Genomic DNA, 25795 nt, shown 5'->3' on the forward strand with positions numbered 1-25795 from the left:
AAGGATTGACCGAAGCGGCCCACCCTGACGGTGACCGAAACTCTATCTCCGGGACTGCCCCATGTCGCGTCCACTTCTGCTGATCGCCACGCTCGCCGCCCTGGCGCTGCCCTCCACCGCGCTTTCGCAGGAGCGCCAGCCGGCCTCGGCCGAAACACGCGCCACCTATGAACGGATGGACCCGCTCAGCCGCTCGCTGTTCTGGCAGCAAGAGTTCGAGATCAACCCCGCCGATCCCGTCGCGGGCGTGCGGCTGGCCCAGGCCCTGCGCGAACTGGGCCAGTTCGATCAGGCGGTTCAGGCCGCGGACAAGGTGCTGGTCGTCCAGCCCGACAACACCGAGGCCATGATCGAGCTGGGCCGCGCCCATATCGCCCGGGGTCAGGCCTTCTACGGCATCGCCGCGCTCGAGAAGGCCCGCGACCTCTCGCCGGGGGACTGGCGCCCATGGTCGCTGCTGGGCGTGGCCTATCAGCAGGTCCGGCGTGAGGCCGATGCCCAGACGGCCTGGGCCCAGGGCTTGCGGCTGTCGCCCGACAACCCCGCCATCCTGTCGAACATGGCGATGGTGCGCCTGACGGCCGGCGACCTTCCGGGGGCCGAGACCCTGCTGCGTCGCGCCGCAGCCCAGCCCCAGGCCGGTCTTCAGGTGAAGCAGAATCTGGCCCTGGTGCTCGGCCTGTCCGGCAATCTGGGCGAGGCGGAGTCCATATTGCGCCGGGAACTGCCTCCCGAGGTCGCGGATCAGAACCTGGCCTGGATCCGCGCGCGCGCGGCCGGTCCGGTCACGGCCGGGAGCGGCCGCACCTGGCAGTCCCTGCAATAGGCCCTTTTGTGGACCCCTCGTCCCGCCTATGTTTCCGGCATGATCGACGATCTCTACAGCGCCCGGATTCTGGGTCTGGCGGCCAATCTGCCGCACGCCGGCCGGCTGGCATCGCCGGACGGCAGCGGTGAGCGCGTAGCCCGTCTGTGCGGATCACGGGCCGTCGTCGATGTAAGGCTGGACGAGCAGGATCGGGTGACCGACTTCGCCCAGGACATCAAGGCCTGCGCCCTCGGCCAGGCCGCCGCCGGCGTTATCGGCGAGGCGGTGATCGGGGCCACCCCCGAGGAGATCACCCGTGCTGCGGCCGCCCTTGCCGACATGCTGACGTCCGGTGGCGAAGGTCCGGCGGGCCGGTTCGAGGGCCTGCGTGTGCTGAAGGCTGTCGCCGACTATCCCCAGCGTCACGCCTCGACCCAGGTGGCCATGGGGGCGCTGGTCGATGCCGTCGACAGGGCGCTGGCCACGGCTTCGGCCCGACGCGATATTTCCGAAGCCGAGCGAACTCGCCGCGCCGGAGCGGCCTGATCCGCCCGGCCATCCCCGACCTTGCCCGCGGTGCTTGCCCGGGCGGGCGATGCGGGGGATAAGCGCGGCGACATGGCATCCGGCGAAACCCTCTATGAACGCGGCGTCCGCGCGGCCCATCGTGGCTACAAGCTGACCCTGTCGCCCCTGATCGGCCAGTCCTGCCGGTTCCTGCCGACCTGTTCGGACTATGCCCGCGACGCCCTGATCTCCCACGGGCCGGTGCGGGGCGGCTGGCTGACCGTGCGACGCCTGTGCAAATGCCATCCTTTCGGAAGCTCGGGCTATGACCCGGTTCCGGCGCGGGAGCCCTCCCCTCCCGCGACCCAGACAACGAAGACAGACAGATGATCGACCTGAAATTCCCCGACGGTGCCGTCCGCCAGTTTCCGTCCTCGACGACGGGCCGGCAGGTGGCGGCCTCCATCTCGCCGTCGCTCGCCAAAAAGGCCGCCCTGGTCGAGATCAACGGTGAGCAGCGCGACCTCGACCGACCGCTCGAGACCGGTGGCGACTTCCGCCTGATCATGCGCGAGGACCCGGCGGCGCTGGAAACCATCCGGCACGATGCCGCCCATGTGCTGGCCCAGGCCGTGCAGGAGCTGTTCCCCGGCACTCAGGTGACCATAGGTCCGGCCATTGACGACGGATTCTATTACGATTTTCATCGTGAAGAGCCCTTCTCGACCGACGACTTCGCCGCCATCGAAAAACGCATGGCCGAGATCGTCGACCGCGACGAGAAACTGGTCCGCGAGGTCTGGGACCGCGACGAGGCCATCATCTATTTCGACAGCATCGGCGAGCGCTTCAAGGCCGAGCTGATCCGCGACCTGCCCGAGAATGAGGTCATTACCGTCTATCGCACGGGCAAGTGGCTGGACCTGTGCCGCGGCCCCCACTTCCCCTCGACGAAGTTCGTCGGCAAGGCCTTCAAGCTGACCAAGCTGGCCGGGGCCTACTGGCGGGGCGACCACCGCAATCCGCAGCTGCAGCGCATCTACGCGACCGCCTGGGCCACCAGGGAAGATCTGGACGCCCATCTGAAGCGTCTGGAAGAGGCCGAAAAGCGCGATCACCGCAAGCTGGGCCGCGCCATGGAGCTCTTCCACATGCAGGAAGAGGGCCGGGGCATGGTCTTCTGGCATCCCAAGGGCTGGGTGCTGTGGCAGGTGATCGAGGCCTATATGCGCCGGAGGCTGAGCGCCGCCGGCTATGTCGAGGTCAAGACGCCCCAGGTGCTGGACCGCAAATTCTGGGAGGCTTCGGGGCACTGGGACAAATACCGGCCCAATATGTTCGTCTGCGAGACGGTCGAGGGCGAGGAGCTCAGCCTCAAACCCATGAACTGTCCCGGCCACGTGCAGATCTTTGATCAGGGCCTCCGGTCCTACCGCGAGCTGCCGCTGCGCATGGCCGAGTTCGGGGCCTGCCACCGCTATGAGCCGTCGGGCGCCCTGCATGGGTTGATGCGGGTACGGGGCTTCGTCCAGGACGATGCCCACATCTTCTGCCGCGAGGACCAGATCGTCGAGGAGACGGCCCGTTTCATCGACCTGGCGCGCAGCGTCCACGCCGACCTCGGCATGGAGACCGCCTATATCAGCCTGGGCACCCGGCCCGAGATTCGTGCGGGTACGGACGAGTTCTGGGACAAGGCCGAGGCGCAGATGGCGGAGGCCGCGCGCGCGGCGGGCACCGAGCCGATCGTGACCGAGGGCGACGGCGCCTTCTATGCGCCGAAGCTGGACTTTGTCGTCAAGGATGCCATCGGCCGCGAGTGGACCTGCGGCACCATCCAGCTGGACTATGTGCTGCCGGAGCGTCTGGGCGCGGAGTATGTCGGTGAGGATGGGGCCAAGCACCGCCCGGTCATGCTGCACCGGGCCATCCTGGGCTCGTTCGAGCGATTCATCGGCATCATGATCGAGAACTATGCCGGGGCCTTCCCCCTGTGGCTGGCACCGGTCCAGGCCGTGGTCGCGACCATCGTCTCGGACGCCGACGACTATGCGAAACAGGTGGCCGCCAGGTTCAAGGCCGCCGGCTTGCGCGTCGAGACCGACCTGCGCAACGAGAAGGTCGGATACAAGGTGCGCGAACACTCCGTCGCCAAGGTTCCGGTCATCGCCGTGGTCGGCAAGAAGGAGGCCGAGGAGGGCAAGGTCGCCCTCCGCCGCCTCGGCTCCCAGGCCCAGGAGATCGTCACGGTCGAGGAGGCGATCCGCATCCTTTCCGAAGAAGCCACCCCGCCGGACCTCAAACGGGGATAGTCTCGTCGGGCTCGGCGTCCGGTCGGGTCGGCGGCCGCACGGTGCCGATCCGGTCCTCGCCGCACAGCACATGGGCGGCGATGCCGCTGGCGTGCGTGCGCAGCAGGGCGGCGGCTTCGGCCAGCGCCTCGGCGTCCGTCTGGGCCATCAGCGGCTCGACATGGGGCGTGCCCATGACATCGCTTTCGATGAAGCAGAAATAGGTCTTCACGGTTTTCCCCTGTCAGGGGAAGGGTCCTACCACGCCAGGTGGTACCGCTACGCCTGCCACCCGACACAGGCTCACGCGACGCAGCCTCCCACCACAGGCATCCCGCCGCCGGTCTGAGCGTTGCCGTGTCATGCCACAGTCTGCCCCTCCTGTGCCCGACAACCGCTTCATCTCCAGCCTGGAGCCGGACGACGCCCGCGCGCTCCGACCCCTGCTGCGGCGGACGACGGTGACCGCCGACCACACCGTCGTGGAACAGGGCGCACCGGTGACCAAGGTTCACTTTCCGATCGACGCCCAGTTCGCCAATCTGATCCGCTATCCGGACGGTCGGACCCTTGAGACGGCGGTCGTGGGCCATGAGGGCCTGACCGGTCTGGCACCCTTCATGGCCGATCGTCCGTGTGCGTGGGAAATCGTCTGCCGGGCTACCGGGTCTGCCTGGGTGGCCAGCGCCCCGGCCCTGCGCGCCTTGTCGCTGGAGCGCCCGCGCCTGATGCAGCGCCTGCTGCTGCTCACCGACCTCTATCAGGCCCAGGCGGCGCTGACGGCGGCCTGTATCGCGCTCCATACGGTCGAGGCGCGCATGGCGCGGTGGATTCTGACGGCCAGCGACCTGTCCCCCCATGACGCCCTGATCTTCCGTCAGGAGGAGTTGGGCCTGCTGATCGGAGCCCGGCGCACCACGGTCAGCGAGGTCGCCTCGCGCCTCAGGCGACGCAAGCGGATCGCCTATGGGCGTGGCATCATCCGCATCACGGATCGCGAGGGGCTCGAGGCCGAGGCGTGCGACTGTTACCGGATGCTGCGACCCCGCTTCGACGAATTTCTGGGCAGCACAGACGCTCCGTGAGTCGCCCAGCCGACACAGGAACCATGGCCTCCGGTCCCTGTTCTTCATAGTCTCACCCCAAGGAGGACATCATGGCCGAGAAGACCCTGAACACCCTGTTCCACGACACCCTGCGCGACATCTATTATGCCGAGCGCAAGATCCTGAAATCCCTGCCGAAGATGAAGCGGGCGGCCCAGTCCGAAGAGCTGAAGGCAGCCTTCGAAAAGCACGAAACCCAGACCGAGGGCCAGATCGAGCGTCTGGAGCGCGTGTTCGAGATCATCGACAAGACCCCGCGCGGCAAGACCTGCGACGCCATCAACGGCATCCTGGCCGAGGGCGACGAGATCGCCGAGGAGTACAAGGACAATCCCGCACTGGATGCCGGCCTGCTGGCCGCCGCCCAGGCCGTCGAACACTATGAGATCACGCGCTACGGCACGCTGAAGCGCTGGGCCCAGGTGCTGGGCCTCGATGAGGCGGTCAAGCTGCTGGACGAAACCCTGCAGGAAGAATCGCAGACCGACGAGGACCTCACGACCATCGCCGATGCCAGCATCAATGATGCGGCGCTGAAGGACGCGGCGTAACGTCCCGCTTGAAGTAAGGATCGGGGCCGGTCGTCAGGACCGGCTCCGTTTCCATCTCCGGCCTCAGCCGCTGACGAAGGCCACGTTGAACTTGCCGTCGGCATAGCCGCCGATGCCCCAGGTCAGCATCTGGCCGCTCTCGAAGAAGACTTCATAGGTCTCGACGCGGGCCTCGCCCTCGCCCTCGGCGCTGACAAAAGCCATGTCGCGGATCGGACCCAGCGATTGCAGGGCCGGCCCGATCGCGGCGATCTGCTCGTTGCAGGCTGCCTGCAGGTCGGCGGCCATCAGGTCCGCCGGGCATTCCCCGTCTGCGGCCGAGGTGATCAGCCGTGTCAGCGAGGCGCTGTACTGGCCCTGCGGCGCATGGGCTTCATGCCCGGCGTGGGCGTCCTGGGCATTCGCGGCGCCGGCAAGGGCCACACCGGCGACCAGCGTCGCCATCATCAGGGAAAGTCGCATGGGTATCCTCCATATGGGGTGACCCCCACGATGCGGCAGCCTCACGCCCCACTCAAGTGAAAGCGCGGTAATGCCCACCCTCAAATCGCAGACTATGAGCTCAAGCAGCGAGCCGCCGCGCGGCGAGCGGTAGCGCCTCTACTTAAATATGTATCGCATGCCCCAGCGCGCGCAGGGACGCCTCGTGGAAGGCCTCGCCCAGCGTCGGGTGGACGTGGATGGTTCCGGCGACGTCTTCCAGTACCGCGCCCATTTCCATCATCTGGGCAAAGCTGTTCGACAGCTCCGACACATGCTGGCCGACGGCCTGGATGCCCAGAATCCGGTGGTCTGTCTTTGACGCGATCACGCGGACAAAGCCGCCGTCGTCGCCCGCCTCGATGGCCAGCGCCCGACCGATGGCCATGAAGGGGAAGACCGAGGTGATGACGTCATCGCGGCCCTCGACCTCCTGCGGACCCAGCCCGGCCGAGACAATCTCCGGCTCGGTAAAGCACACCGCCGCAATGGTCACAGGGTCGAAACGCTTGTCATGACCCGCAATGATTTCGGCCACGACCTCGCCCTGGGCCGAGCCCTTGTGCGCCAGCATGGGCTCGCCGGTCAGGTCGCCGACGGCCCAGACATTGCGCATCGAGGTGGCGCAGCGGTCGTCGATCTTCACGAACGGACCGGCCATGGCCACGCCCATGTTTTCCAGACCCCAGCCCTTCGTGCGCGGGCGGCGACCGACGGTGACCAGCACCTTGTCGGCCTTGAGCGTCAGCGCCTTACCGTCCTTGTCGGTGACGTTCAGGGCGCCCTTCTCGAACGACCCGGCCTTCGCGCCCAGATGCAGTTCGACGCCGTGCTTCTCCAGCCATTTGGCGACCGGATCGGTCAGGGCCTTGTCATAGAGCGGCAGCAGGCGGTCGGCCATTTCGACGATGGCCACCTCAGCCCCCAGCTTGCGATAGGCAATGCCCAGCTCCAGCCCGATATAGCCGCCGCCGACCACGACCAGCCTGTTCGGCACCTTGTCCAGCGCCAGCGCCTCGGTCGAGGAAATCACATCGCCGCCAAACGGCAGGAAGGGCAGTTCGACCGGCTCGGACCCGGTGGCCAGGATGACATGTTCGGCGGTGATGGCGATGTCGCCGTCATCGGTTTTGACGGTGCAGGTCTTGGCATCCGAGAACTCGGCCCAGCCGTTGATGACCTTGACCTTCGCCTTCTTCAGCAGGGCCGCGACCCCGCCGTTCAGCTTACGGACAATGCCGTCCTTCCAGGCGACGGTGGCCGCAAGATCGATGGCCGGCTTCGACGCCGTAATGCCCAGCGTGCCACCGTCCGCCGCCCTGGCCACCGTCTCGAATTTCGAGGCCGCATGGATGATCGCCTTGGACGGAATACAGCCGACGTTCAGGCAGGTGCCGCCGAGGCCATCGCCGCCATCCACCAGAATGGTGTCGAGACCCAGCTGGCCACAGCGGATCCCGGCCACATAGCCGCCGGTGCCGGCACCGATGATCAGGACTTTGGTTTTGAGGGTCTGGGTCATTGATCGATGTCCTGACTGGCCTGGAACAACGGCGTGAAACGCGACTCACCGACCCACGCCCGACTGAACAGGCGAGGGATGTCTCCGGGCTGCTGAATGACCAGCAGAACGTCCCCTGCGCGGTACGGCGCGGGATAGAGACAGAGCGCATGGGCATCCGCCTCGCGGGCTGGGTCCGGCACCTCGAGAACGATCGTCGCGTCTATCACCGCCGGGCCCGTGCGGTCCTCGTACGAGGACAGACGGGTGATGCGCAGACGGGCCTGTCTGAGGGGTATGCCGTGGACCTCGGCATCGGGAAGCGGCGTCAGGGACGTCACGCGGCCGACGAAGATGTCTGTTGTGCCGTCTGCAATCCAGCCTTCCCAATCGGCAGGCGGCGGTGGACTACAGGCGAAAGCGTTGAAGCCCGCCGTCAAGGACAGGCTGAGCGCCATGGCCAGAGGGGTGATCCAACGCGCCATGCCTCACCCCATCCACAGCGTCGCCGGGTGTTCCAGCAGGCCCTTGATACGCTGCACGAAGACGGCCGCGTCGTGGCCGTCGACGATGCGGTGATCGAAGCTGGAGGACAGGTTCATCATCTTGCGCACGACCATCTGGCCGTCCCGGACCACGACGCGCTCGGCGATCTTGTTGGGGCCGACGATGGCGACCTCGGGGTGGTTGATGATCGGGGTGTGAACCACCCCGCCCAGCGTGCCCAGCGAGGTGATGGTGATGGTCGAGCCCGACAGTTCGTCGCGCGTCGCCTTGCCGTCCTTGGCCGCGCCCGAGACGCGGGCGATTTCCTCGGCCGTGTCATAGGGATCGCGCGCCTCGGCGTGACGGACCACCGGCACCATCAGGCCGTTCGGCGTCTGGGCGGCGATGCCCAGATGGACGGCGTTGTGCGTCGTCAGCACCCCGCCCTCGTCGTCATACCAGCTGTTGATGGTCGGCTGGTCGCGCAGGGCCACCACGATCGCGCGGGCGATGAAGGGCAGGACGTTCAGCTTGGGCTGGTCCTTGGCCCGGGTGGCGTTCAGATGGGCGCGCAGCTCCTCGACCGCCGTCATGTCGATTTCCTCGACATAGGTGATGTGCGGGATGCGGCGCACGCTCTCGGCCATCTTCTCCGCGATCTTGCGGCGCAGGCCGATGATGCGGGTCTCGGTCGTGCCCTCGGCCCGCGCATAGGTCGAGGCCGATGATCCGGAGACGGACGATCCGTGGCTGCCCGAGGCGACATAGGTGTCCAGATCGCCATGCTCGATGCGTCCGGCCGGGCCGGAGCCGGGCACGAACTGCAGTTCGACGCCGAGATCACGCGCCCGCTGGCGCACGGCAGGGGAGGCCAGGGGGCGTTCGTTGCGGGCGGACAGGGTGCGGGGAACTTCGCCCCCTCCCCCCCGCTTCGCGGGGTCCCCCTCCCCCGCGCGCGGGGGAGGAGCTGAGGCGGCAGGTTTGTATCCTCCCCCGTTCTCTACGGGGGAGGGGGACCGCGCTTGCGCGGTGGAGGGGGCGGAAGCAGGCACCGCCGCCGCCACATTCCCCTTGCCCTCAACACTGAACGACACCAGCGGCCCACCGACCGCCAGCTGCTGGCCCGGTTCGCCGTGCAGGGCGACCACTGTGCCGGCGACCGGGCTGGTCAGCTCGACGGTCGCCTTGTCGGTCATGATGTCGGCGATGATCTGGTCTTCCTCAACCGCGTCGCCGACCTTGATGTGCCAGCCGGCCAGCTCGGCCTCTGCCGTGCCCTCGCCCACGTCCGGCAGTTTGAAGACATAGTTGGCGCCGCTCACCGCCGCAGCGGCGGGCGCGGCCTCGTCCTTTGGCGCTTCGGCCTTGGGCTCGGGGGCCGTCGGGGCCTTGGCCGGCGCCGGAGCAGCCACTGTCGCCGCCGCATTCCCCGCACCCTCGACCTCGAACTCCACCAGCGGCGAGCCGACCGCCAGCTGCTGGCCCGGTTCGCCGTGGGCGGCGGTCACCGTACCGGCAACGGGGCTGGTCAGCTCGACCGTCGCCTTGTCGGTCATGATGTCGGCGAGGATCTGGTCCTCCTCGACGCGGTCGCCGACCTTGACGTGCCAGCCGACCAGTTCCGCCTCGGCAGTGCCTTCGCCCACGTCGGGCAGTTTGAACACATAGCGTCCCATGCTCAGCGCCCTCCGTTCATGGTCGATTTCAGGGCCTCGGCTACCCGTTCGGGGCCGGGGAAATATTCCCACTCAAAGGCGTGCGGATAGGGGGTATCCCAGCCGCAGACCCGCGCGATCGGCGCCTCGAGGTGATAGAAGCAGCGCTCCTGAACCAGGGCCGACAGCTCTGCTCCGTACCCGGAGGTTTTGGGCGCCTCATGCACAATCACGCAGCGGCCGATCTTTTTGACCGAGGCCTCAATGGCCTCGATGTCGAGCGGCACCAGCGAGCGCAGGTCGATCACCTCGGCGTCGACACCCGCGTGCTCGGCTCCGGCCAGCGACACCCAGACCATGGTGCCCCAGGCCAGGATGGTGACGTCGGCGCCTTCCTTCATGATGCGCGCCTTGCCCAGCGGCACCGTGTATTTCCCGGTCGGCACCTGGGCCAGCTCCTGGGCCTTCCAGGGCGAAACCGGCTTTTCGTGCCAGCCGTCGAACGGGCCGTTGTAGAGGCGTTTGGGCTCGAAGAAGATGGTCGGATCGTCATCCTCGATACAGGCGGTCAGCAGGCCCTTGGCGTCATAGGGGTTGCTGGGCACCACGACCTTGAGGCCGGCGATGTGGGTGAACAGGCTCTCGGGGCTCTGGCTGTGGGTCTGGCCGCCGAAGATGCCCCCGCCATAGGGCGAGCGCACCGTGATCGGGCTGGTGAACATGCCGGCCGAGCGATAGCGCAGCTTGGCCGCCTCCGAGACGATCTGGTCGTAGGCCGGATAGATGTAGTCGGCGAACTGGATCTCGACGACCGGGCGCAGGCCATAGGCCCCCATGCCGATGGCGGTGGCGACGATGCCGCATTCGCTGATGGGGGCATCGAAGCTGCGCGTCAGGCCGTGCTTTTCCTGCAGCTTGTCGGTGACGCGGAAGACGCCGCCGAAATAGCCCGCGTCCTCGCCGAACGAGAGCACATTCGGGTCCTCGGCCATCTTGGCATCCAGCGCCGAATTCAGCGCCTGGATCATGTTCATCGGCTGGATGGCCGCGCGCGCGTCGGTCGTGGGCGCGGGCGCGCCCACGGTGTCGCCGTCGGGCTCAAGGCCGTCGGTGCGGTCGGCTTCGGTGAAGGTTTGCTGGCTCATGATCAGACCCCCACTTCGCGGCGCTGTTCGACCAGACGCCAGTCCTCGGTCGCGAACACATCCTCGAACATGGTCTTCACGCTGGGCCGCGACTGGCCGAGCGTGCCGATGGCCTCGGACTCCTTGCCCGCCGCGCGGACCTGTTCGACCGCGTCCTTCTCGGCGGCTTCCTGCTGTTCGTCCGACCATTCGCCGAGCGCGATCAGGTGCTGTTTCAGGCGGGCGATCGGATCGCCCAGCGGCCATTTCTCATGCTCGTCGCCGGGGCGATAGCGGCTGGGGTCGTCCGAGGTCGAGTGCGGCGCCCCGCGATAGGTGAACAGTTCGATCACCGTCGCACCCCTGTTGGCGCGCGCCCGCTCCTCGGCCCACTGGGTCGCGGCCCAGACCGCCAGGAAGTCATTGCCGTCGACGCGCAGCGCCGGCAGGCCATAGCCGATCGCCTTGGAGGCAAAGGTGGTCTCCAGCCCCCCGGCTATGCCCTGGAAGGAGCTGATGGCCCACTGGTTGTTGACGATGTTGAGGATCACCGGCGCGCGATAGACGGCGGCAAAGGTCAGGGCGTTGTGGAAGTCACCCTCGGCCGTCGCGCCGTCACCGATCCAGCTGATGGCGATCTTGTCGTCACCCTTGTAGGCCGAGGCCATGGCCCAGCCGACGGCCTGCGGCACCTGGGTGCCCAGATTGCCGCTGATGGTGAAGAAGCCATAGTCGCGGCTGGAGTACATGATCGGCAGCTGGCGGCCCTTGATGGGGTCCGACGCGTTCGAATAGATCTGGTTCATCATGTCGACCAGCGGATAGCCCCGCGCGATCAACAGACCCTGCTGGCGATAGGTGGGAAAGCCCATGTCCTCGCGCGGCAGGATCATGCCCTGGGCCACGGCTATGGCCTCTTCGCCCGTGCACTTCATGTAGAAGCTGGTCTTGCCCTGGCGGTGGGCGCGGTGCATCCGGTCGTCGAACGCGCGGGTCAGGATCATGGCCTTCAGGCCGTTGCGCAGGGTCTCGGGATCCAGCTTCGGATCCCACGGACCGACAGCCCTGCCTTCATCGTCCAGCACCCGGACCAGCCGAAAGGCGATGTCGCGCATCTCGTGGGGATCGGCGAGCGCGTCCGGACGCGCCACCGCACCCGGCGCGTCCAGTTTCAGATGGCTGAAATCGGGGGCATCCCCCGGTCGGCCCGAGGGCTCGGGCACCCGCAGCGACAGGGGCCGGGTGTTCTTTTTCGTCATGTTTGCCGTCCGTTGATCCGTCAGCGTTTCCTCACCCGCGATCTAGCACGGTCAACCGTCCAATGCTCGCTCAAATCCGACCTTGCATTCCCCCTAATCAAGGTATTTTATTGCGCCGAAAATACATCAGGAGGAATGCATTGGCAGAAGAACTGGACGCGATCGACGCCCGCATCCTCGACATCCTGCAACACGATGCTGGGCTTTCGGTTGCCGACGTGGCCGAAAAGGTGGGCCTGTCGGCCTCACCTTGCTGGCGGCGCATCAAGAGACTGGAGGATACCGGCTATATCCGCAAGCGGGTCACCCTGCTGGATGCCGAAAAGCTGGGCCTCGACTTTGAAGTCTATGCCATCGTCAAGCTGAACCTGCCGTCGACCCAGAATCTGGAAATCTTCGAGGCCGCGGTCAGCGACTGGCCCGAAGTCGTTCAGTGCGCGACCATCACGGGACGTGAGGACTATGTGCTGCGGATCGTGACCTCCGACATGCATGCCTTCGATAAATTCTTGCGTGAGAAACTGCTGGCGCTGGGCATCGTCTCGGATTGCGAAAGCCACATCGTCACGCGCGGGGTCAAGAACGTCACCGCCCTGCCGCTCGGCATCGTCAGCCCGCACGTGAGTTAGGCGGTGCCATGGGGGGCGACTTGATACGAAGGGGGGTCGGGGGGCTGGTGTCGGCCCTTGTCCTGTTCGGGTCGTTCATGGCGATGGCCCAGGACCCCGAGGGCGACGTCGCGGCCTTTCGCCGCCTGCGCGCCGAGGGGCTGGAGGCCGCCCGCGCCGAGGATCTGGTCACGGCGTCCGCCCGACTGGCCGAAGCCGACGAACGTATTCCCAATCATCCCGGCCTGATGATCCTGCGCGCGCGTCTGGCCATGGCCATGGATGATCCAGCGGGGGCCCTGATCCACTATGGCCGCTACGGGGCCGCGGGGCTGGTGTTCAACGTCGAGGCCGACACCGCCTTTGCCGATCTCGGCGCCCGGCCCGACCATGCCGCCGGGGCCGCTGTCATCGCCGGTCTGATCGACGAAAACCGCCAGCCCGTCGGCGAGGGCGCGCTGGTCCCCCTGTTCGACCTGCACGGTCCGGTGCTCGCCGAAAGCCTCGTGCGGGATGCTGCAGGCCACCGCTGGCTGGTCTCCCAGATCGCGGGCCGGACGATTGTCTCGGTCGCCGATGACGGCACCGTCAGCCCCTGGCTGCAGCCCCACCCGGCCGTCTCCGGCGTCGTCGGTCTGGCGCTGGACGAGGCGCGCGGCATCCTGTGGGCCACGACTGCCCCCCTCCCCCCTGCCGTCCACGGACGGTCGCACAAGGCGCCCGCCACCGCCCTGTTGCAGATCGATCTGGCCACCGGGCGTGTGGTGCAGGTCCATGAGGTGCCGTCGGACGGTCGCGATCATGGCTTGGGAGACCTGACCGTCGGCCCGGCGGGAGAGGTCTATGTCGCGGACGGCACGGGCGGCGACCTCTACCGGCTCGACGCTCCCGACGGTCGGCTCCAGCCGTTCGTCACCGGCGTGTTCGGTTCACCCCAGGGCATGGTGGTGCTGGGGGATCATCTGTTCCTGGCGGACTACAGTTCGGGTGTGTGGCGCGTGCCCCTGTCCGGCGGGACGCCCGTCCGTCTCGCTGCCCCGCCCGAGGCCTCACTGATCGGCATCGACGGCCTCGCGACCGACGGCCGTCGCCTGTTCGCCATCCAGAACGGCGTGGCCCCCCAACGGGTCCTGGCGCTGGCGCTGACCCCGGACCACGGCGGGATTGCCCGCCTCGAGGTTCTGGCCGCCAATCTGCCGGCTCTCGAGGAGCCGACCACGGGTATCGTGATCGACGGACAGCTTGTCTTCATCTCCCGTTCGCAGTGGAATGGGTTTGATCAGGACGGCGCACCGCGCCAGACGGACCTGCCGCCTGCCCAGATTTCCCGACTGCCCCTGACCCCGGAGCACGACCGATGATCGAAATGGTGATTGAGGCCCGCAAGAAGGACCTCGGCGGGTTTGAGGTCGGGCGCGTCCTGCCCTTCCATGCGCGGCGCATGGTGGGCCCCTTCATCTTTCTGGACCACATGGGCCCGGCCGAGTTCGCGCCGGGGGCCGAGGGCGTCAATGTGCGCCCCCACCCCCATATCGGCCTGTCGACCCTGACCTATCTGTTCGAGGGCGAGATCCATCACCGGGACAATCTGGGCTACAGCCAGCCCATTCGCCCGGGCGAGGTCAACTGGATGACGGCCGGCAAGGGCATCGTCCATTCCGAGCGCACCGACCCGCTGAAGCGTTCGACCGGCGGTCCCATGCACGGCATGCAGGCCTGGATCGCCCTGCCTGACGAGCTGGAAGAGACCGACCCCGCCTTCCATCACCACGGCGAGGACGACCAGCCGACCTACGACAACGCCGGCCTCTATGCCAGGCTGGTCGCGGGCGAGGCCTATGGCGCAAAGGCCGCCGTGCCGGTGTCCTCGCCGCTGTTCTATGTGCATTGGGAGCTGGCCGAGGGCGTGCGCACGGCCCCGCCCCCCGGCAAGGGCGCGGGCGGCATGAGCGAGCGGGCCCTCTATATCGTGCGGGGCGAGATCGAGGTCGGCGACCGCACCTTTGGCGAAGGCCAGCTGGTGGTGCTGGACCCCACGGCCGAGCCGACCATCAAGGCCCTCCGCCCCTCGACCGTCATGGTGCTGGGCGGCGAACCGGTCGGACAGCGCCTGATCTGGTGGAATTTCGTGGCCTCAAGCCAGGCGCGGCTGGACCAGGCCAAGGCCGACTGGAAGGCGGGTCGCATGAAACTGCCCAAGGACGACGACCACGAGTTCATCCCCCTGCCCGACACGCCGTCCATCTCCGAGACGGACTCGGGCGTCAGGCCGGCACCGACGCACCCGGTCTGACAGGGTCCGGTTCCGGCGCGGGGGAACCGGCGACCTGCGGGCTGGCGATGTGGGTGACCCCGGCCTGCCTCAGGCCATCCTCGTCGGGGCCTGTCGGCGCATTGACCAGCAGCACATTCCGGGTCGTCTTCCGGGCGGTCCGGATCAGGCGTCCCAGCAGGGTCCGCGCCCGCTCGCCGTCGACCACCACACCGTTGAAGGGGTGCTCGGACAGCGCCTTCACCGCCCCCGCGACATCCTCTATCCCGATCATCAGCCCCCGGAAGAAAGGCGCCATCATTGCCGCCGTCTCGCCCGTGCGGCCGGTCGGCACGCCGGCATCGACGTCCTGGAGTTCCAGGATCACGACCTGTCGCATCAGATCGGCGACGGAAGCCCACTGGGATATGAGGGCGAGGCGGGACCGTCCCACCGCCAGGGTCGAGAAGGACAGGGGGGCGATCACGGCGAACATGCCGCCCTCGCGCCGGTATTCCTCCAGAAGGGGGGTCAGGACGTCGATCGTGGCGCGGTCGATGGCCTCGAGCTGGGCCGGGGACAGAGGAGACGCGGCCGCCACGTCCCGCGCGATGCGAAAGGCGCCGACGGCCCCGGTGTCCAGCCGCCATACGGGCACGACCTCGAACCGGACCTCCAGAGGTTCATCCGTCGCGGTCAGGATCGACGCGCTGTGCCGCCGTCCGGCCAGCGGGGGCGACCAGTCGTCCGGACTGCGCGACGGCACGGGTGCGTCCCGGGCCGGGGTCAGGGGTCGGGGCGCGAAGGGGTCGATGCGTACGCACTGGAGGGCCCCGCCGTCCAGCGATGCCACCCGCTTCAGCACCATGTCATCGTCGGCATTCCGCCCGAGAAAGAAGGACAGCAGGCCGCGCAGGATATCGGCGCACAGCACCTGGCCCTCATAGGAATCCCGCGAGGCGACGGCCGCGATGAAGGTCACCTCATCGACCCGCATGAAGACGTCGGGCGGCGGCAGGCGTCGTTCCAGCGTCCGCTCGGCCGCGTCCCAGATGTAATCCCGCCGGGCGTCCCAGCGCTCGCCCAGCGACTGTCGTACCGGTTCCAGAGACAGGGCGAAGACACGCCCCTGCGTCGCCAGACCCGCCTCGATCACACGGTCCAGTTGGTCCCGACGTGAGGACCCCAGGTGGGTCAGGGGCACGGTACTGGGCACGGCGGCTTTGCACACCTCCAGAAATGGGCCTCCAGTCTCGCAGCGCCGTCTTGCCCATCGCTTTACGATCACCCTGAATATTCAGGGTTACCAGACCTTTGGGCGGCGCTTCTCCGGGAATATCGGGGGCGATCTTGAACCCCGCGCCGGGATGACGATCTGAAGGGCATGTCAGCCCTCTCCGTTCTAGATCTGTCGCCCGTCGTCGAAGGCGGGGACGCTGCCCGCGCCCTTGCCGAATCCGCCCTTCTGGCCCGGACGGCCGAGCGGCTGGGCTATCGCCGCTTCTGGCTGGCGGAGCATCACAACATGCCCGGCATCGCCTCGGCGGCCACGGCGGTGGCCATCGGACATGTCGCGAGCCAGACGAAGAGCATCCGTGTGGGTGCCGGCGGCATCATGCTGCCCAACCATGCACCGCTGATGGTGGCCGAGGCCTTCGGCACGCTGGAGGCCCTTTATCCGGGCCGGATCGATCTGGGCCTCGGACGTGCTCCGGGGACGGACGGTCCGACCGCGCGGGCGCTCCGCCACTATTTCGACGGGGCCGACCGGTTTCCGCAGGATGTGCTGGAGCTGCAATCCTACCTGGCCCCGGCGGTCGAGGGCCAGCGCGTGGCGGCCTGGCCGGGTCAGGGCTCGAACGTGCCGCTGTGGTTGCTGGGCTCCAGCCTGTTCAGCGCCGAGCTGGCGGCGCAGCTGGGCCTGCCGTTCGCCTTTGCCAGCCATTTCGCCCCGGAACTGCTGCTGCCCGCCCTGCGAACCTATCGTGAGGGATTCCGCCCGTCGGCGGCTCTGGCCCGCCCCCATGCCATGGCTGTCATCAATGTCTTTGCCGCCGACACGACGGCCGAGGCCCGGCGACTGGCGACCTCCATGCAGATGGCCTTCGCCAATGTGGTGCGCGGCACGCCCGGGCGTCTCAAGCCTCCGGTCGACGACGTCACGACTGTTTTGACCGAACAGGAGCGCGCTGCGGTGGACAGCCGCCTGACCTATGCCGCCATCGGCGACGGGGAGACGGTGCGCAAATCCCTGTCGGACTTCCGGGCCCTGACGAATGTGGATGAAATCATGGTCACCGGCATGATCCACGATCTGGACGCCAGGCTGCGCAGCCTGGAGATCACGGCCGAGGCCGCAGCCTAGAGCGCGCCGAGGAAGTCCAGAAGCAGGCGGTTCACGGCCTCGGGTCGCTCCTGCTGGATCCAGTGGCCGGCGCCTTCGATCTCGTGCTGGCCGCGCAGGTCGGTCAGCCAGTCCTTGAGACCCGCTTCGGCCGGGCCGGCATAGTGCCTGACGGGATCGTTCTGGCCGACGATGAACAGGGACGGCACGGTGATGCGGCGGTCCTGCAGCCAGGCCGTCAGCGACCAGTTCAGGTCGAGCGCCCGGTACCAGTTGAGGGGCCCTTCGAATCCCCCGGCCGCAAAGGCCGCGACATATTCGGCGAAATGCGCCTCGGACATCCACGGTGGCAGGACGGCGTGGTCCGCGATGCTCTCGATCATGCCCACGCCGGGCTGCAAGAACCCGGTGTGACGATCTTCGGCCCGGGTCGCGCCGTCATAGGCCCAGAACATCTTGCGAAGCGCGGTTTCCGGATCGGCGTCCAGCGGCGCATGGGCGTCCGCGTCCTGGAATCGGACGATATAGAGGTTGCCCAGACCCGCCCTCTTCGTGATCGCCTTCATCGCCGGGATCGGCGGACCGCCTGGCCGCCTCGGCTGGAACGGCACACTCAGACCCGCCACCGCCCGAAACACATCAGGCCGCATCAGGGCGCAGTGCCAGGCCACCGGTGCGCCCCAGTCGTGCCCGACCACGACGCAGGTCTGACGGCCGAGCGCCCGCACCAGATCGACCATGTCGCCGACCAGGTGCAGGATCGTATACTGGTCCACCCCCTCGGGCCTGTCCGTGCCGCCATAGCCGCGCATGTCGGGGGCCACCGCATGCCAGCCCGCTTCCGCCAGCGCCTCAACCTGCGCGCGCCAGCTGATGCCCAGCTCGGGAAAGCCGTGGATCAGCAACACCAGCGGCCCCTCGCCGGCCTCCAGCACGGACTGGGTCAGGCCGTCGGTGGCGATCCGGCGGCTCCGCACGGCCCTAGTGGACCGTCGGCTGTTCGGGGCGGGTCTCGGGCACCGACGCCTCGGTGACGGGCGTCACTGGCACCGAGACCGAGGGCCCGGGCGAGGGGTCATTCGCGCCGTCCCGATCCGGACGCTTGCCCTCGTTCAGAAGAGCCAGGATTTCGTCGCCCGACAGGGTTTCGTATTCCAGCAAGGCCTGGGACAGGAGTTCGTGGTCCCTGGCCTTGGCCTTCAGGATTTTGCGGGCGGCATTCCAGCCTTCCGTGACGATCCGCTTGACCTCCTCATCGATGATACGGGCCGTCTCTTCCGAGACATTCTGGCTGCGCGCCACCGAATGTCCGAGGAACACCTCTTCCTGGTTCTCGCCGTAGGCCACCGTCCCCAGCTTGTCCGAGAAGCCCCAGCGCGTGACCATGGCGCGGGCCAGCTTGGTCGCCTGCTCGATGTCGGACGACGCACCCGAGGTGATGTTCTCCTTGCCGAAGATCAGTTCCTCGGCGACCCGCCCACCGGCCATGATGGCGATGCGGTCGATCATCTGTTGATGCTTCATCGAATAGCGGTCGCCTTCCGGCAGCTGCATCACCATGCCCAGAGCCCGGCCGCGCGGCACGATGGTGGCCTTGTGCACCGGATCGGCCATCTTGACGTTGATGGCGACGATGGCGTGACCGGCCTCATGATAGGCGGTCAGGCGCTTTTCCTCCTCGTTCATGGCCATGGATTTGCGCTCGGCGCCCATCATGACCTTATCCTTGGCGTCCTCGAAATCGCGATGGGTGACCATCTTGCGGTCCTTGCGGGCCGCCAGCAGGGCCGCCTCATTGACCAGATTGGCCAGGTCCGCGCCCGAAAAGCCGGGCGTGCCGCGCGCCAGCGTTTTGACGTTGACGTCAGCGGCCAGCGGCACATCCTTCATATGGACGCGCAGGATCTTCTCACGACCCGACACGTCGGGGTTCGGAACCACGACCTGCCGGTCGAAGCGGCCCGGACGCAGCAGGGCCGGGTCCAGCACGTCGGGACGGTTGGTCGCCGCGATCAGGATGATGCCTTCGTTCGATTCAAAGCCGTCCATCTCGACCAGCAGCTGGTTCAGCGTCTGCTCGCGCTCGTCATTGCCGCCGCCGAGCCCTGCGCCCCGGTGACGACCGACGGCATCGATCTCGTCGATGAAGATAATGCAGGGCGCGTTCTTCTTGGCCTGTTCGAACATGTCGCGGACGCGGCTGGCACCGACGCCGACGAACATTTCGACAAAGTCCGAGCCGGAAATGGAGAAGAAGGGCACGCCCGCCTCGCCCGCGACCGCGCGCGCCAGCAGGGTCTTGCCGGTGCCCGGAGGGCCGACCAGCAGCGCCCCCTTCGGGATCTTGCCGCCGAGGCGCTGGAACTTGCCCGGGTCCTTCAGGAAGTCGACAACCTCCTGCAGCTCGTCCTTGGCCTCGTCGACACCGGCCACATCCTCGAACGTCTTGCGGCCCTTGTGCTCGGTCAGCAGCTTGGCCTTGGACTTGCCAAAGCCCATGGCCCCACGCGCCCCGCCCTGCATCTGACGGGTGATCAGCAGGAACAGACCCACCAACACGAAGATCGGCAGCAGGCCCAGCAGTATGCTCATCCACAGCGGCTGGCGCATGGGCTTGACCCGCACATCCGCGCCGGTGGCCTGAATCTGGGCCACCAGTTCGGCGTTGGGCATGGGCGTGACGGTGGTGAATTTGCTGTCGTCACGGTATTCGCCGGTCAGGGTCTCGCCGTGAACCTCGACGCCCTTGATGCGATTTTCCTCGATCGCCGTCAGCAGCTGCGAATAGGTGATCTCCTCGGGGCGAGCATTGCTGCCGGTCGCGCCTTCCTTGCCGGCCAGGGCACCCCCGCCCTGACTCATGGCGGCATAGATGGCCAGCATCCCCAGGATGAGCATACCGGCGACGGCGAATCTGCGAAGGTTCATGTGGTCCTCAGTCTATGGCGCGACCCCGTCTGGAGCCGCCGGCCCGGTCGCCCGGAACCGTGTATCGTCACAAAATAGGGGCTCGTCCATCCGTGCGCCATTCCCTGCGACACTTCAAATCGGCCTCATGCTCAACCCGGCCCAGGCTCAGCGCCAGCCGACCGGCGGCCAGAGCCTCAACCCGAGCCCTCGACTGTGCAAGAACCGGTCCCGTTTCACCGTCCCGAATGAGCACAGGCAGGCCGGGCCGCGACGCCGCCGGCAGGCCGGCCACGATCGCACGATCCTCGCGCCCCAGTCGCGCCGCCCGCCCCGCCAGGGACGCCACCCGCCAGCCGGGCGCATCCACTGTCACGGCAAACCGCCCGTCCCAGACAGCCTCGACACCGGGGGCAGGATGCAAGACCGGCTCGACCCTGCGGCGATAGTCGCCGGCTTCCCGCACAAGGGTCAGGCCCTCGGCCCCGGCGATGAGCCGCGCCCCGACAAGGCCCGCCGTGAAATTCTCACCCGCCGCAACTCGCTCGGTCAGCCGCACCAGCCGATCCCCGCGCGGGAGACGGACGCCACCGCCGGCCACAACCAGCCCGAAGGCCAACGCTCTCGCATCCGTATTGCGGGGCGCGCGGATGACGCCCCATTTGTCCGCCGCAATGCCGGCTGCCCTCGGCGGCCTGTCCTGTCGCGGGATGTCGGCGTCGTCCCCGTCGACGACAGCCTGTCGCGCCCGGCTGCGGCCATAGCGCAGGTCGGTGTTGGCGGGGTCTTCGATCCAGTCGATCCCGTGCGCCTTCAACCCGTGCCGCAGATCGGCCCGGCGTTCGCCCAGCAGGGGCCGCAGCAGCATCAGGCCCCGCCCCTCCGGCCAGGCCGGCGACGGGCTCCAGTCTCGCAGCGTTCCGAGCGTGGAGCCTTCCGCCTGCATCCACCGCCCCTCGGCGACATCATCGGCCGTATGACCGGTCAGGATCACCCGCGCCCCGACCGTCCGGGCCATGTCCGCCAGCCGCGCATGACGGGCCGCGCGGGCGGCGGCGGGCAGACCTGTTGCGGGGTAAGGGCCTTCCCAGCGCGCGCTGTGAAACGCCGCGCCAAGTCGCCCGGCCATGTCCCGCACCCGGTCGTGCCACAGGCGACTGTCGGGGTTCAGCCCGTGATCGACATGCAGAACGGCCAGTGACCGCCCGTTCTCGGCCGCCCACTCATGCGCCAGATGCAGCAGGGCGACCGAGTCGCCCCCTCCCGAGACGGCCACCGCAACCGGAGCCGGATCATCGCGGACAAGACGGGCCGTCAGCGCCGCCTTCACGCGCACCGACAGCGCGGTCCGGGACTCGTTCAGCGGCAGCCGGCCGACGTCCGGACCGAAGCCGCACGCGTCTTAAGCGCCGCCGGGGCCGTCTCGGCATAGCGGCGATTGAAGTCCGTCAGGGCAGCGCAGGCCTGGGTGTTGCGATCGGTCGCCACCAGCGCCTGGGCCAGATCCACGGTCGCCTTGGCGGCCCAGGGCTCGGTCGGCCAGCCGCGCAGCGCCTGGGCATAGAGGGGAACCGCCGCGGCGGCGTCATCGGCCAGATAGAGGTCCGCCAGACGCACGGCGGCCAGACGCGCTTCCGGCGCCTCCGGCCACGTCACCAGCAGGACTTCATAGGCCCGCACGCCCCGGCGGCTGTCCTGGGTGACCAGACGGTCGGCGGCGCGCAGGTCCCCGGCGGCCGTGCCGCTCGGCGAATTGGGCGTGATCGGGGCGTTCAGTTCGGCTTCCAGGCGGGCGGCCGTCTCCAGCTCAGCGATGCGCGCCTCGGCATCCGTCAGCTGCCGGCGCAGCTGGGTGTTCTCGCGCTCGGTCTCGTCCAGGGCAAAGGTCAGCCGCTCGATGTCGCCGTTCATGCGCTGCAGGGTGCGCTCCACATCGGCCAGGCGCGTATCGACGCTGCCCATCTGCCCCTGCAGGGTTACCACCTCCGGATCGGGCTCCATGATGAAGGGCTGCCCCGAGGAATTGCGCTGGAACAGGGCCCGCTCGATCCGGCGAACATTGCGCTCCAGCGTGCTCAGGCGGCGCGCGTCCCAGATGATCGGCTCACCCTCGTTCGACTGGGCGACGGTCGGGCTGGCCAGCATCGTCGCGCCGACGAAGGCCAGCACGGCAAGGCCTGCCGCCGATTTCCCCGGGGCCGGCCGAAGGCGCTTCAGACGAGAGAAAAACTTGGACATGACGGATCTCGTTCCACGGATTTGCGGCCTCGACAAGGCACGCGATCCTGACACAGCCTGACATCTGCAGGCGAATATTCCCAATGAAAGGGGGCGTGCCCACCGGACACGCCCCCTCCCCTTACCCTGCCGTCAATCCGCCCGCATCAGCGGACGGCGCCGGAGACGATGGCCGTGTGGGCATTGCGGTTGCGGGCCCAGGCTTCCTCGTTCGAGCCCTGGGCGATCGGACGCTCCTTGCCGAAGCTGATCGTCGTGATCCGCGAGGCCGGCACACCCTGCTGGATCAGATAGGTACGCACGGCCTCGGCGCGACGGGCGCCCAGGGCCAGGTTGTATTCGGCGGTGCCGCGTTCGTCGGCATTGCCTTCGATGCGGACGGTCACGCCCGAATACTGACGCAGCCAGGCGGCCTGCTGGTTCAGGCGCGGATAGGCTTCGGGGCGGATGGTGTAGCTGTCGAGGTCGAAATAGACGCGGTCGCCCACGTTATTGGCGAAATCCTCGACCGAACCGGGACGCGCGGCGCCCATGTCGCCCCCCGTGACCGGACGGTCCGGATAGGTGGTGTTGGTGCCGCCCTGCTGGGTGCCACCCGGGTCGGTGACCGGGCCTGTCGGGGCGGGGCGGGCGCAGGCGGCCATGGCGGTCATGGCCACGCCCACCAGGGCCAAGCGAAGAATACGGGACTTGATCATGGGACTCTCCTCAATTGCTCCGTCGGGATGACGGCCAAGCGTGACGGTTTTCAGCGCTAGCCGAACGGATAACGGCGTCATAGCGGCGATAACGCACTGTTGATCCGATAGGTTCGCGAATTCGCGCAGCAGGCGTATTTCGGGCCTAGCTCGGGCAGCTGTCCGGGGCCTGGCCATAGCCCAGATTGGCCGGCGGCGCGTCGAGCAGGGGCGACCAAGCCGGGCTGGAGCCACGACCGTCGTAGCCCGCCTGGGCGATCACCCGTCCCGACAGATCCACGGTCCACAGCCGGGTATCGCCCCCGCGCGTCTGGCGCGCGAACATGATGTAACGGCCGTTCGGCGCCCACGACGGGCCTTCCTCGAAATAGCTGGACGACAGGATGCGTTCACCCGTGCCGTCCGTGTTCATGACGCCGATGTGGAACTGGCCGCCCTGCTGCTTGGTGAAGGCGATCAGATCGCCGCGCGGACTCCACGACGGAGCGGTATAGGAGCCGCCGCCGCGCGAGATCGGGCGCTGGCCCGACCCGTCCGCGTTCATTACATACAGGCGCGCCGACCCCGACCGGTCCGAAGTGAAAACCAGCCGCCGGTTGTCGGGCGAGAAGCTGGGCGAGGTGTCGATGCCCGGATCGGTGGTCAGGCGGCGCAGCTCGCGAGAGCGCAGGTCCATCGTATAGACGTCGGTATTGCCGCCGCGAATGATCGAAAATGCGATCTTTGACCCGTCATTGGAATAGCGCGGCGCCAGCACCTGACCGTCGAACTGGCCCAGCGACTCCGTCCGGCCGGTCGACAGATTCTTCAGATAGATGCGGCTGTAGTCCTGGCCCAGCGCCACATAGGTGACCTCATCGGGGTTCGAGGTCGAAAAGCGGGGCGACATGATCACCTCGTCGCCCTGGGTCAGGAAGACGGGGTTGTAGCCGTCCTGATCGACGATCGCGAGGCGGCTGAGGCGGTTCAACTGGGTCCCGCTCTCGGCCACATAGATGACGCGGGTGTCGAAGAAGCCGCTTTCGCCGGTCATGCGTTGATAGACGACGTCGGAAATCTTGTGGGCGATGCGGCGCCACTGCTCGGGCGTGGCCGTGAACTGATAGCTGACCAGCTGACATTGCCGATAGGTGTCATACAGGCGAAAGCCCACGTCATTGCGGCCATCCGGGCGCGGCGTCACCGCGCCATACAGCACCACTTCGGCCCCGATCGAGGTCCACTGGGGAAAGGTCGGCTGGTTGGCCAGTGTCAGGCCGGTCTCGATGAAGCTGGCCGGGTTCAGCGGGTCGAAGAAGCCCGAGCGGCGCAGGTTGCCGCGAATGACCCCGGAAATGTCGCTCCCGTACTGACCGGAAAAGCCGACCACGGCGATCGGCAGGGGGCGCAGCACGCCCTCGCTGACGATCACTTCCTGAAGCGGAGCGGGTTCCTGGGCCAGCGCGGCCTGGGGCGCGCCCAGCGAGAGCGCCAGTCCAAGGGCGAAGGTCGCCCCGATTCCCGTTGCCGATTGCATCCGCCGCTTCAAATCCATGCGTTCCTCCGAACTCAAGACCTGCATGGCGCGACCCTGGCGCCACAGTATCCGTTATCGCCACCATGTGCGCGATTGAGGCGACTTTCAGGCCGGAAATCCACCGCGCACGTGATTGTCATCTTTGATCATGACATGCTGACGAAGCCTGAACGTCGCGGGATCAACGGCCCGCCGGTTCACCGGTTGCGACAGGCCTGTTCCAGCGGGAAGGTGATGATGAAGCTCTGCTCCTCATACCCTGCCGGCATCCGGTAACGCGGGGGGATGGTGATCGCCCTCAGAATACTGTCCGAGGCCGCACGCCAGGTCGCGTCACCGCGCGTATTGCGCAGACGCGGCGAGCCGACCAGCCGTCCATCCTCGGACATGCGCACCTCGACGCTCAGGGTCACTTCCTCAATGCCCGGCAGGTGACACGGCGGGTTCCAGTGCGGCGTGATCTGGCCCGCGATGGACTGCAGATCCGCCCGGCCCAGGGCGCGCGGCGCCTGTCCCGTGCCGCGGTCGCCGGTCGAGGCGCGGCCTGTCGTCGTACCGGTTCGCGGCCGCTCGGACAGGTCGTCCAGATTCAGGCCCGGATCCTCACGCGGGGGCGTCGGGCGCTGGGGCGGAGACGGCTGCTGGCGGGGCGGGGTGCGGGGCTGTTCCGGCTCGGGCCGGGGCGTGGTCTTGGGTGCCGGCTCCGGCCGCGGCAGGGGCGGGGTGGGCGTCGGCTCGGGCTCCGGTATGACTTCGGCGGGCGGCTCGGGCGCGCTGGAGCCGTCCTCCTCGATCAGCTCATCGGCCGGATTGTCGGGCGCGGCCGCCAGCACGGTCACATCCGAGACGATCGACACCGGCACCGCGCCCATCATCTCGCGCGGCTCACGCCCTTCCTTCGGCCAGGCGATCAGGGCCAGGCCGATCACCCCTGCGTGCAGCAGGACCGATCCGAGGAAGGAGGGGCCACCGTTCGCCATGGCTCAGAGGTCACCCTCAAACGGCTCGGCCTCTGCCGTATTGCCGGCCGTATCGGTGATCAGGTTCAGTTTGACGAAGCCGTTGGTCGACAGACGCGCCATCACCCGCGCAACCGCCTGATAGGGCACCTGGGCATCGGCCCGCAGAAACAGGGGCCGGTCCCGCGCATCGGCTCCGCCGTCATCCAGAACCGCCTGGATCAGACTGTCGAACGCCACCTCGCGCTCGCCGACAAAGATTGTGCCCGCCGAGTTGATCGACACGGTCACCGGCTCCTGCGTCGACTCCATGGCGCTGGCCTCGGTCTTCGGCAGGTCGACGGGAACCGCTACCGTCAGCAGCGGCGCCGAGATCATGAAGATGATCAGCAGCACCAGCATCACATCGACCAGCGGCGTGACATTGATCTCGCTCAGCGGGCGTTTGCGGGCGCGTCTGCGGCCCCGGACGTGGCCGCCTCCGCCGGGTCCTCCCATGGCCATGG

General features: G+C 67.7%; 26 protein-coding genes. 10 read left to right on the top strand and 16 right to left on the bottom strand.

The annotated features are described in order from the left end of the window. The first annotated feature begins 61 nt into the window (after positions 1-61). The 4 genes from IBJ06_RS11265 (at position 62) to thrS (ending at position 3627) form a co-directional block, all read left to right on the top strand. Positions 62-826 carry a tetratricopeptide repeat protein gene (locus tag IBJ06_RS11265; RefSeq protein ID WP_292160345.1) on the top strand — a complete coding sequence of 255 codons (765 nt, stop codon included), beginning with the start codon at positions 62-64 and terminating at the stop codon, positions 824-826. Between the two features lie 39 nt (positions 827-865). Further along, positions 866-1354, top strand: a complete 489-nt coding sequence (locus tag IBJ06_RS11270) for an iron-sulfur cluster assembly scaffold protein (protein WP_292160347.1) — start codon at positions 866-868, stop codon at positions 1352-1354. 72 nt (positions 1355-1426) lie between these two features. Beyond that, a complete protein-coding gene (gene yidD / locus IBJ06_RS11275; RefSeq protein ID WP_292160349.1) occupies positions 1427-1705 on the top strand; it encodes a membrane protein insertion efficiency factor YidD in 279 nt (92 codons plus the stop codon). Beyond that, entirely contained in the window at positions 1702-3627 is a 1926-nt protein-coding gene (gene thrS / locus IBJ06_RS11280) for a threonine--tRNA ligase (RefSeq protein ID WP_292160351.1), read from the top strand. Before yidD ends, thrS begins: the two co-directional genes overlap by 4 nt. On the opposite strand, the gene IBJ06_RS11285 is transcribed toward thrS, so the two are convergent. After that, a complete protein-coding gene (locus IBJ06_RS11285; RefSeq protein WP_292160353.1) occupies positions 3614-3838 on the bottom strand; it encodes a hypothetical protein in 225 nt (74 codons plus the stop codon). The genes thrS and IBJ06_RS11285 overlap by 14 nt on opposite strands. Before the next feature lie 130 nt (positions 3839-3968). On the opposite strand from IBJ06_RS11285, the gene IBJ06_RS11290 reads away from it, so the two are divergent. Together IBJ06_RS11290 and IBJ06_RS11295 are read left to right on the top strand one after the other, a co-directional pair. After that, complete coding sequence (locus IBJ06_RS11290) at positions 3969-4691, top strand: Crp/Fnr family transcriptional regulator (RefSeq protein ID WP_292160355.1); 723 nt, start codon at positions 3969-3971, stop codon at positions 4689-4691. 71 nt (positions 4692-4762) lie between these two features. After that, the gene (locus IBJ06_RS11295) at positions 4763-5263 is read left to right on the top strand and encodes a ferritin-like domain-containing protein (protein WP_292160357.1); all 501 of its coding nucleotides are present in this window, start codon (positions 4763-4765) and stop codon (positions 5261-5263) included. A gap of 63 nt (positions 5264-5326) precedes the next feature. Here the strand turns inward: IBJ06_RS11295 and IBJ06_RS11300 are convergent, their stop codons facing one another. The 6 genes from IBJ06_RS11300 to IBJ06_RS11325 form a co-directional block, all read right to left on the bottom strand. After that, positions 5327-5725, bottom strand: coding sequence for a hypothetical protein (locus IBJ06_RS11300; protein ID WP_292160359.1), 399 nt, complete (start codon positions 5723-5725; stop codon positions 5327-5329). Between the two features lie 142 nt (positions 5726-5867). Next, a complete protein-coding gene (lpdA, locus tag IBJ06_RS11305; RefSeq protein WP_292160362.1) occupies positions 5868-7265 on the bottom strand; it encodes a dihydrolipoyl dehydrogenase in 1398 nt (465 codons plus the stop codon). After that, a complete protein-coding gene (locus IBJ06_RS11310; RefSeq protein WP_292160364.1) occupies positions 7262-7729 on the bottom strand; it encodes a hypothetical protein in 468 nt (155 codons plus the stop codon). The genes lpdA and IBJ06_RS11310 overlap by 4 nt, the downstream gene beginning before the upstream one ends. 3 nt (positions 7730-7732) lie before the next feature. After that, positions 7733-9406 carry a 2-oxo acid dehydrogenase subunit E2 gene (locus tag IBJ06_RS11315; RefSeq protein WP_292160366.1) on the bottom strand — a complete coding sequence of 558 codons (1674 nt, stop codon included), beginning with the start codon at positions 9404-9406 and terminating at the stop codon, positions 7733-7735. 2 nt (positions 9407-9408) lie between these two features. Further along, entirely contained in the window at positions 9409-10419 is a 1011-nt protein-coding gene (locus tag IBJ06_RS11320) for an alpha-ketoacid dehydrogenase subunit beta (protein WP_365812685.1), read from the bottom strand. 113 nt (positions 10420-10532) lie between these two features. Then, entirely contained in the window at positions 10533-11768 is a 1236-nt protein-coding gene (locus IBJ06_RS11325) for a thiamine pyrophosphate-dependent enzyme (RefSeq protein ID WP_292160371.1), read from the bottom strand. A 140-nt stretch (positions 11769-11908) separates the two neighbouring features. On the opposite strand from IBJ06_RS11325, the gene IBJ06_RS11330 reads away from it, so the two are divergent. The 3 genes from IBJ06_RS11330 to IBJ06_RS11340 are packed head-to-tail and all read left to right on the top strand — an operon-like array spanning position 11909 to position 14669. After that, the gene (locus tag IBJ06_RS11330) at positions 11909-12397 is read left to right on the top strand and encodes an Lrp/AsnC family transcriptional regulator (protein ID WP_292160373.1); all 489 of its coding nucleotides are present in this window, start codon (positions 11909-11911) and stop codon (positions 12395-12397) included. A gap of 47 nt (positions 12398-12444) precedes the next feature. Continuing rightward, on the top strand, positions 12445-13737 hold the full coding sequence (locus tag IBJ06_RS11335) for a hypothetical protein (RefSeq protein ID WP_292160375.1): 1293 nt from the start codon (positions 12445-12447) through the stop codon (positions 13735-13737). Beyond that, on the top strand, positions 13734-14669 hold the full coding sequence (locus IBJ06_RS11340) for a pirin family protein (RefSeq protein ID WP_292160376.1): 936 nt from the start codon (positions 13734-13736) through the stop codon (positions 14667-14669). The genes IBJ06_RS11335 and IBJ06_RS11340 overlap by 4 nt, the downstream gene beginning before the upstream one ends. Here the strand turns inward: IBJ06_RS11340 and IBJ06_RS11345 are convergent. Then, positions 14641-15843: a hypothetical protein gene (locus IBJ06_RS11345; RefSeq protein ID WP_292160378.1), complete on the bottom strand. Its 1203-nt coding sequence runs from the start codon at positions 15841-15843 to the stop codon at positions 14641-14643. The two genes, IBJ06_RS11340 and IBJ06_RS11345, sit on opposite strands and share 29 nt — an antisense overlap. Before the next feature lie 168 nt (positions 15844-16011). Between IBJ06_RS11345 and IBJ06_RS11350 the strand changes: the two genes are divergently transcribed. Next, the gene (locus tag IBJ06_RS11350) at positions 16012-16992 is read left to right on the top strand and encodes an LLM class flavin-dependent oxidoreductase (RefSeq protein ID WP_292160380.1); all 981 of its coding nucleotides are present in this window, start codon (positions 16012-16014) and stop codon (positions 16990-16992) included. Here IBJ06_RS11350 and IBJ06_RS11355 read toward each other — a convergent pair. The 8 genes from IBJ06_RS11355 to IBJ06_RS11390 form a co-directional block, all read right to left on the bottom strand. After that, positions 16989-17948 carry an alpha/beta hydrolase gene (locus IBJ06_RS11355; protein ID WP_292160382.1) on the bottom strand — a complete coding sequence of 320 codons (960 nt, stop codon included), beginning with the start codon at positions 17946-17948 and terminating at the stop codon, positions 16989-16991. The two genes, IBJ06_RS11350 and IBJ06_RS11355, sit on opposite strands and share 4 nt — an antisense overlap. A gap of 4 nt (positions 17949-17952) precedes the next feature. Further along, a complete protein-coding gene (gene ftsH / locus IBJ06_RS11360; protein WP_365812612.1) occupies positions 17953-19899 on the bottom strand; it encodes an ATP-dependent zinc metalloprotease FtsH in 1947 nt (648 codons plus the stop codon). A gap of 67 nt (positions 19900-19966) precedes the next feature. Next, on the bottom strand, positions 19967-21214 hold the full coding sequence (gene tilS, locus IBJ06_RS11365) for a tRNA lysidine(34) synthetase TilS (RefSeq protein WP_292160385.1): 1248 nt from the start codon (positions 21212-21214) through the stop codon (positions 19967-19969). Between the two features lie 23 nt (positions 21215-21237). After that, positions 21238-22116: a tol-pal system protein gene (locus tag IBJ06_RS11370; protein ID WP_292160387.1), complete on the bottom strand. Its 879-nt coding sequence runs from the start codon at positions 22114-22116 to the stop codon at positions 21238-21240. Between the two features lie 146 nt (positions 22117-22262). After that, positions 22263-22814: a peptidoglycan-associated lipoprotein Pal gene (pal, locus tag IBJ06_RS11375; protein ID WP_292160389.1), complete on the bottom strand. Its 552-nt coding sequence runs from the start codon at positions 22812-22814 to the stop codon at positions 22263-22265. Positions 22815-22959: 145 nt separating this feature from the next. Continuing rightward, a complete protein-coding gene (tolB, locus tag IBJ06_RS11380) occupies positions 22960-24348 on the bottom strand; it encodes a Tol-Pal system beta propeller repeat protein TolB (RefSeq protein WP_292160393.1) in 1389 nt (462 codons plus the stop codon). Positions 24349-24527: 179 nt separating this feature from the next. Further along, positions 24528-25310 (bottom strand): hypothetical protein, encoded by a 783-nt coding sequence (locus IBJ06_RS11385; protein WP_292160396.1) that lies wholly within the window; start codon positions 25308-25310, stop codon positions 24528-24530. 3 nt (positions 25311-25313) lie between these two features. After that, positions 25314-25793: a biopolymer transporter ExbD gene (locus IBJ06_RS11390; protein WP_292160398.1), complete on the bottom strand. Its 480-nt coding sequence runs from the start codon at positions 25791-25793 to the stop codon at positions 25314-25316. Positions 25794-25795: the final 2 nt, after the last annotated feature.

Source organism: Brevundimonas sp., assembly GCF_016742135.1.
Taxonomy (GTDB): domain Bacteria; phylum Pseudomonadota; class Alphaproteobacteria; order Caulobacterales; family Caulobacteraceae; genus Brevundimonas.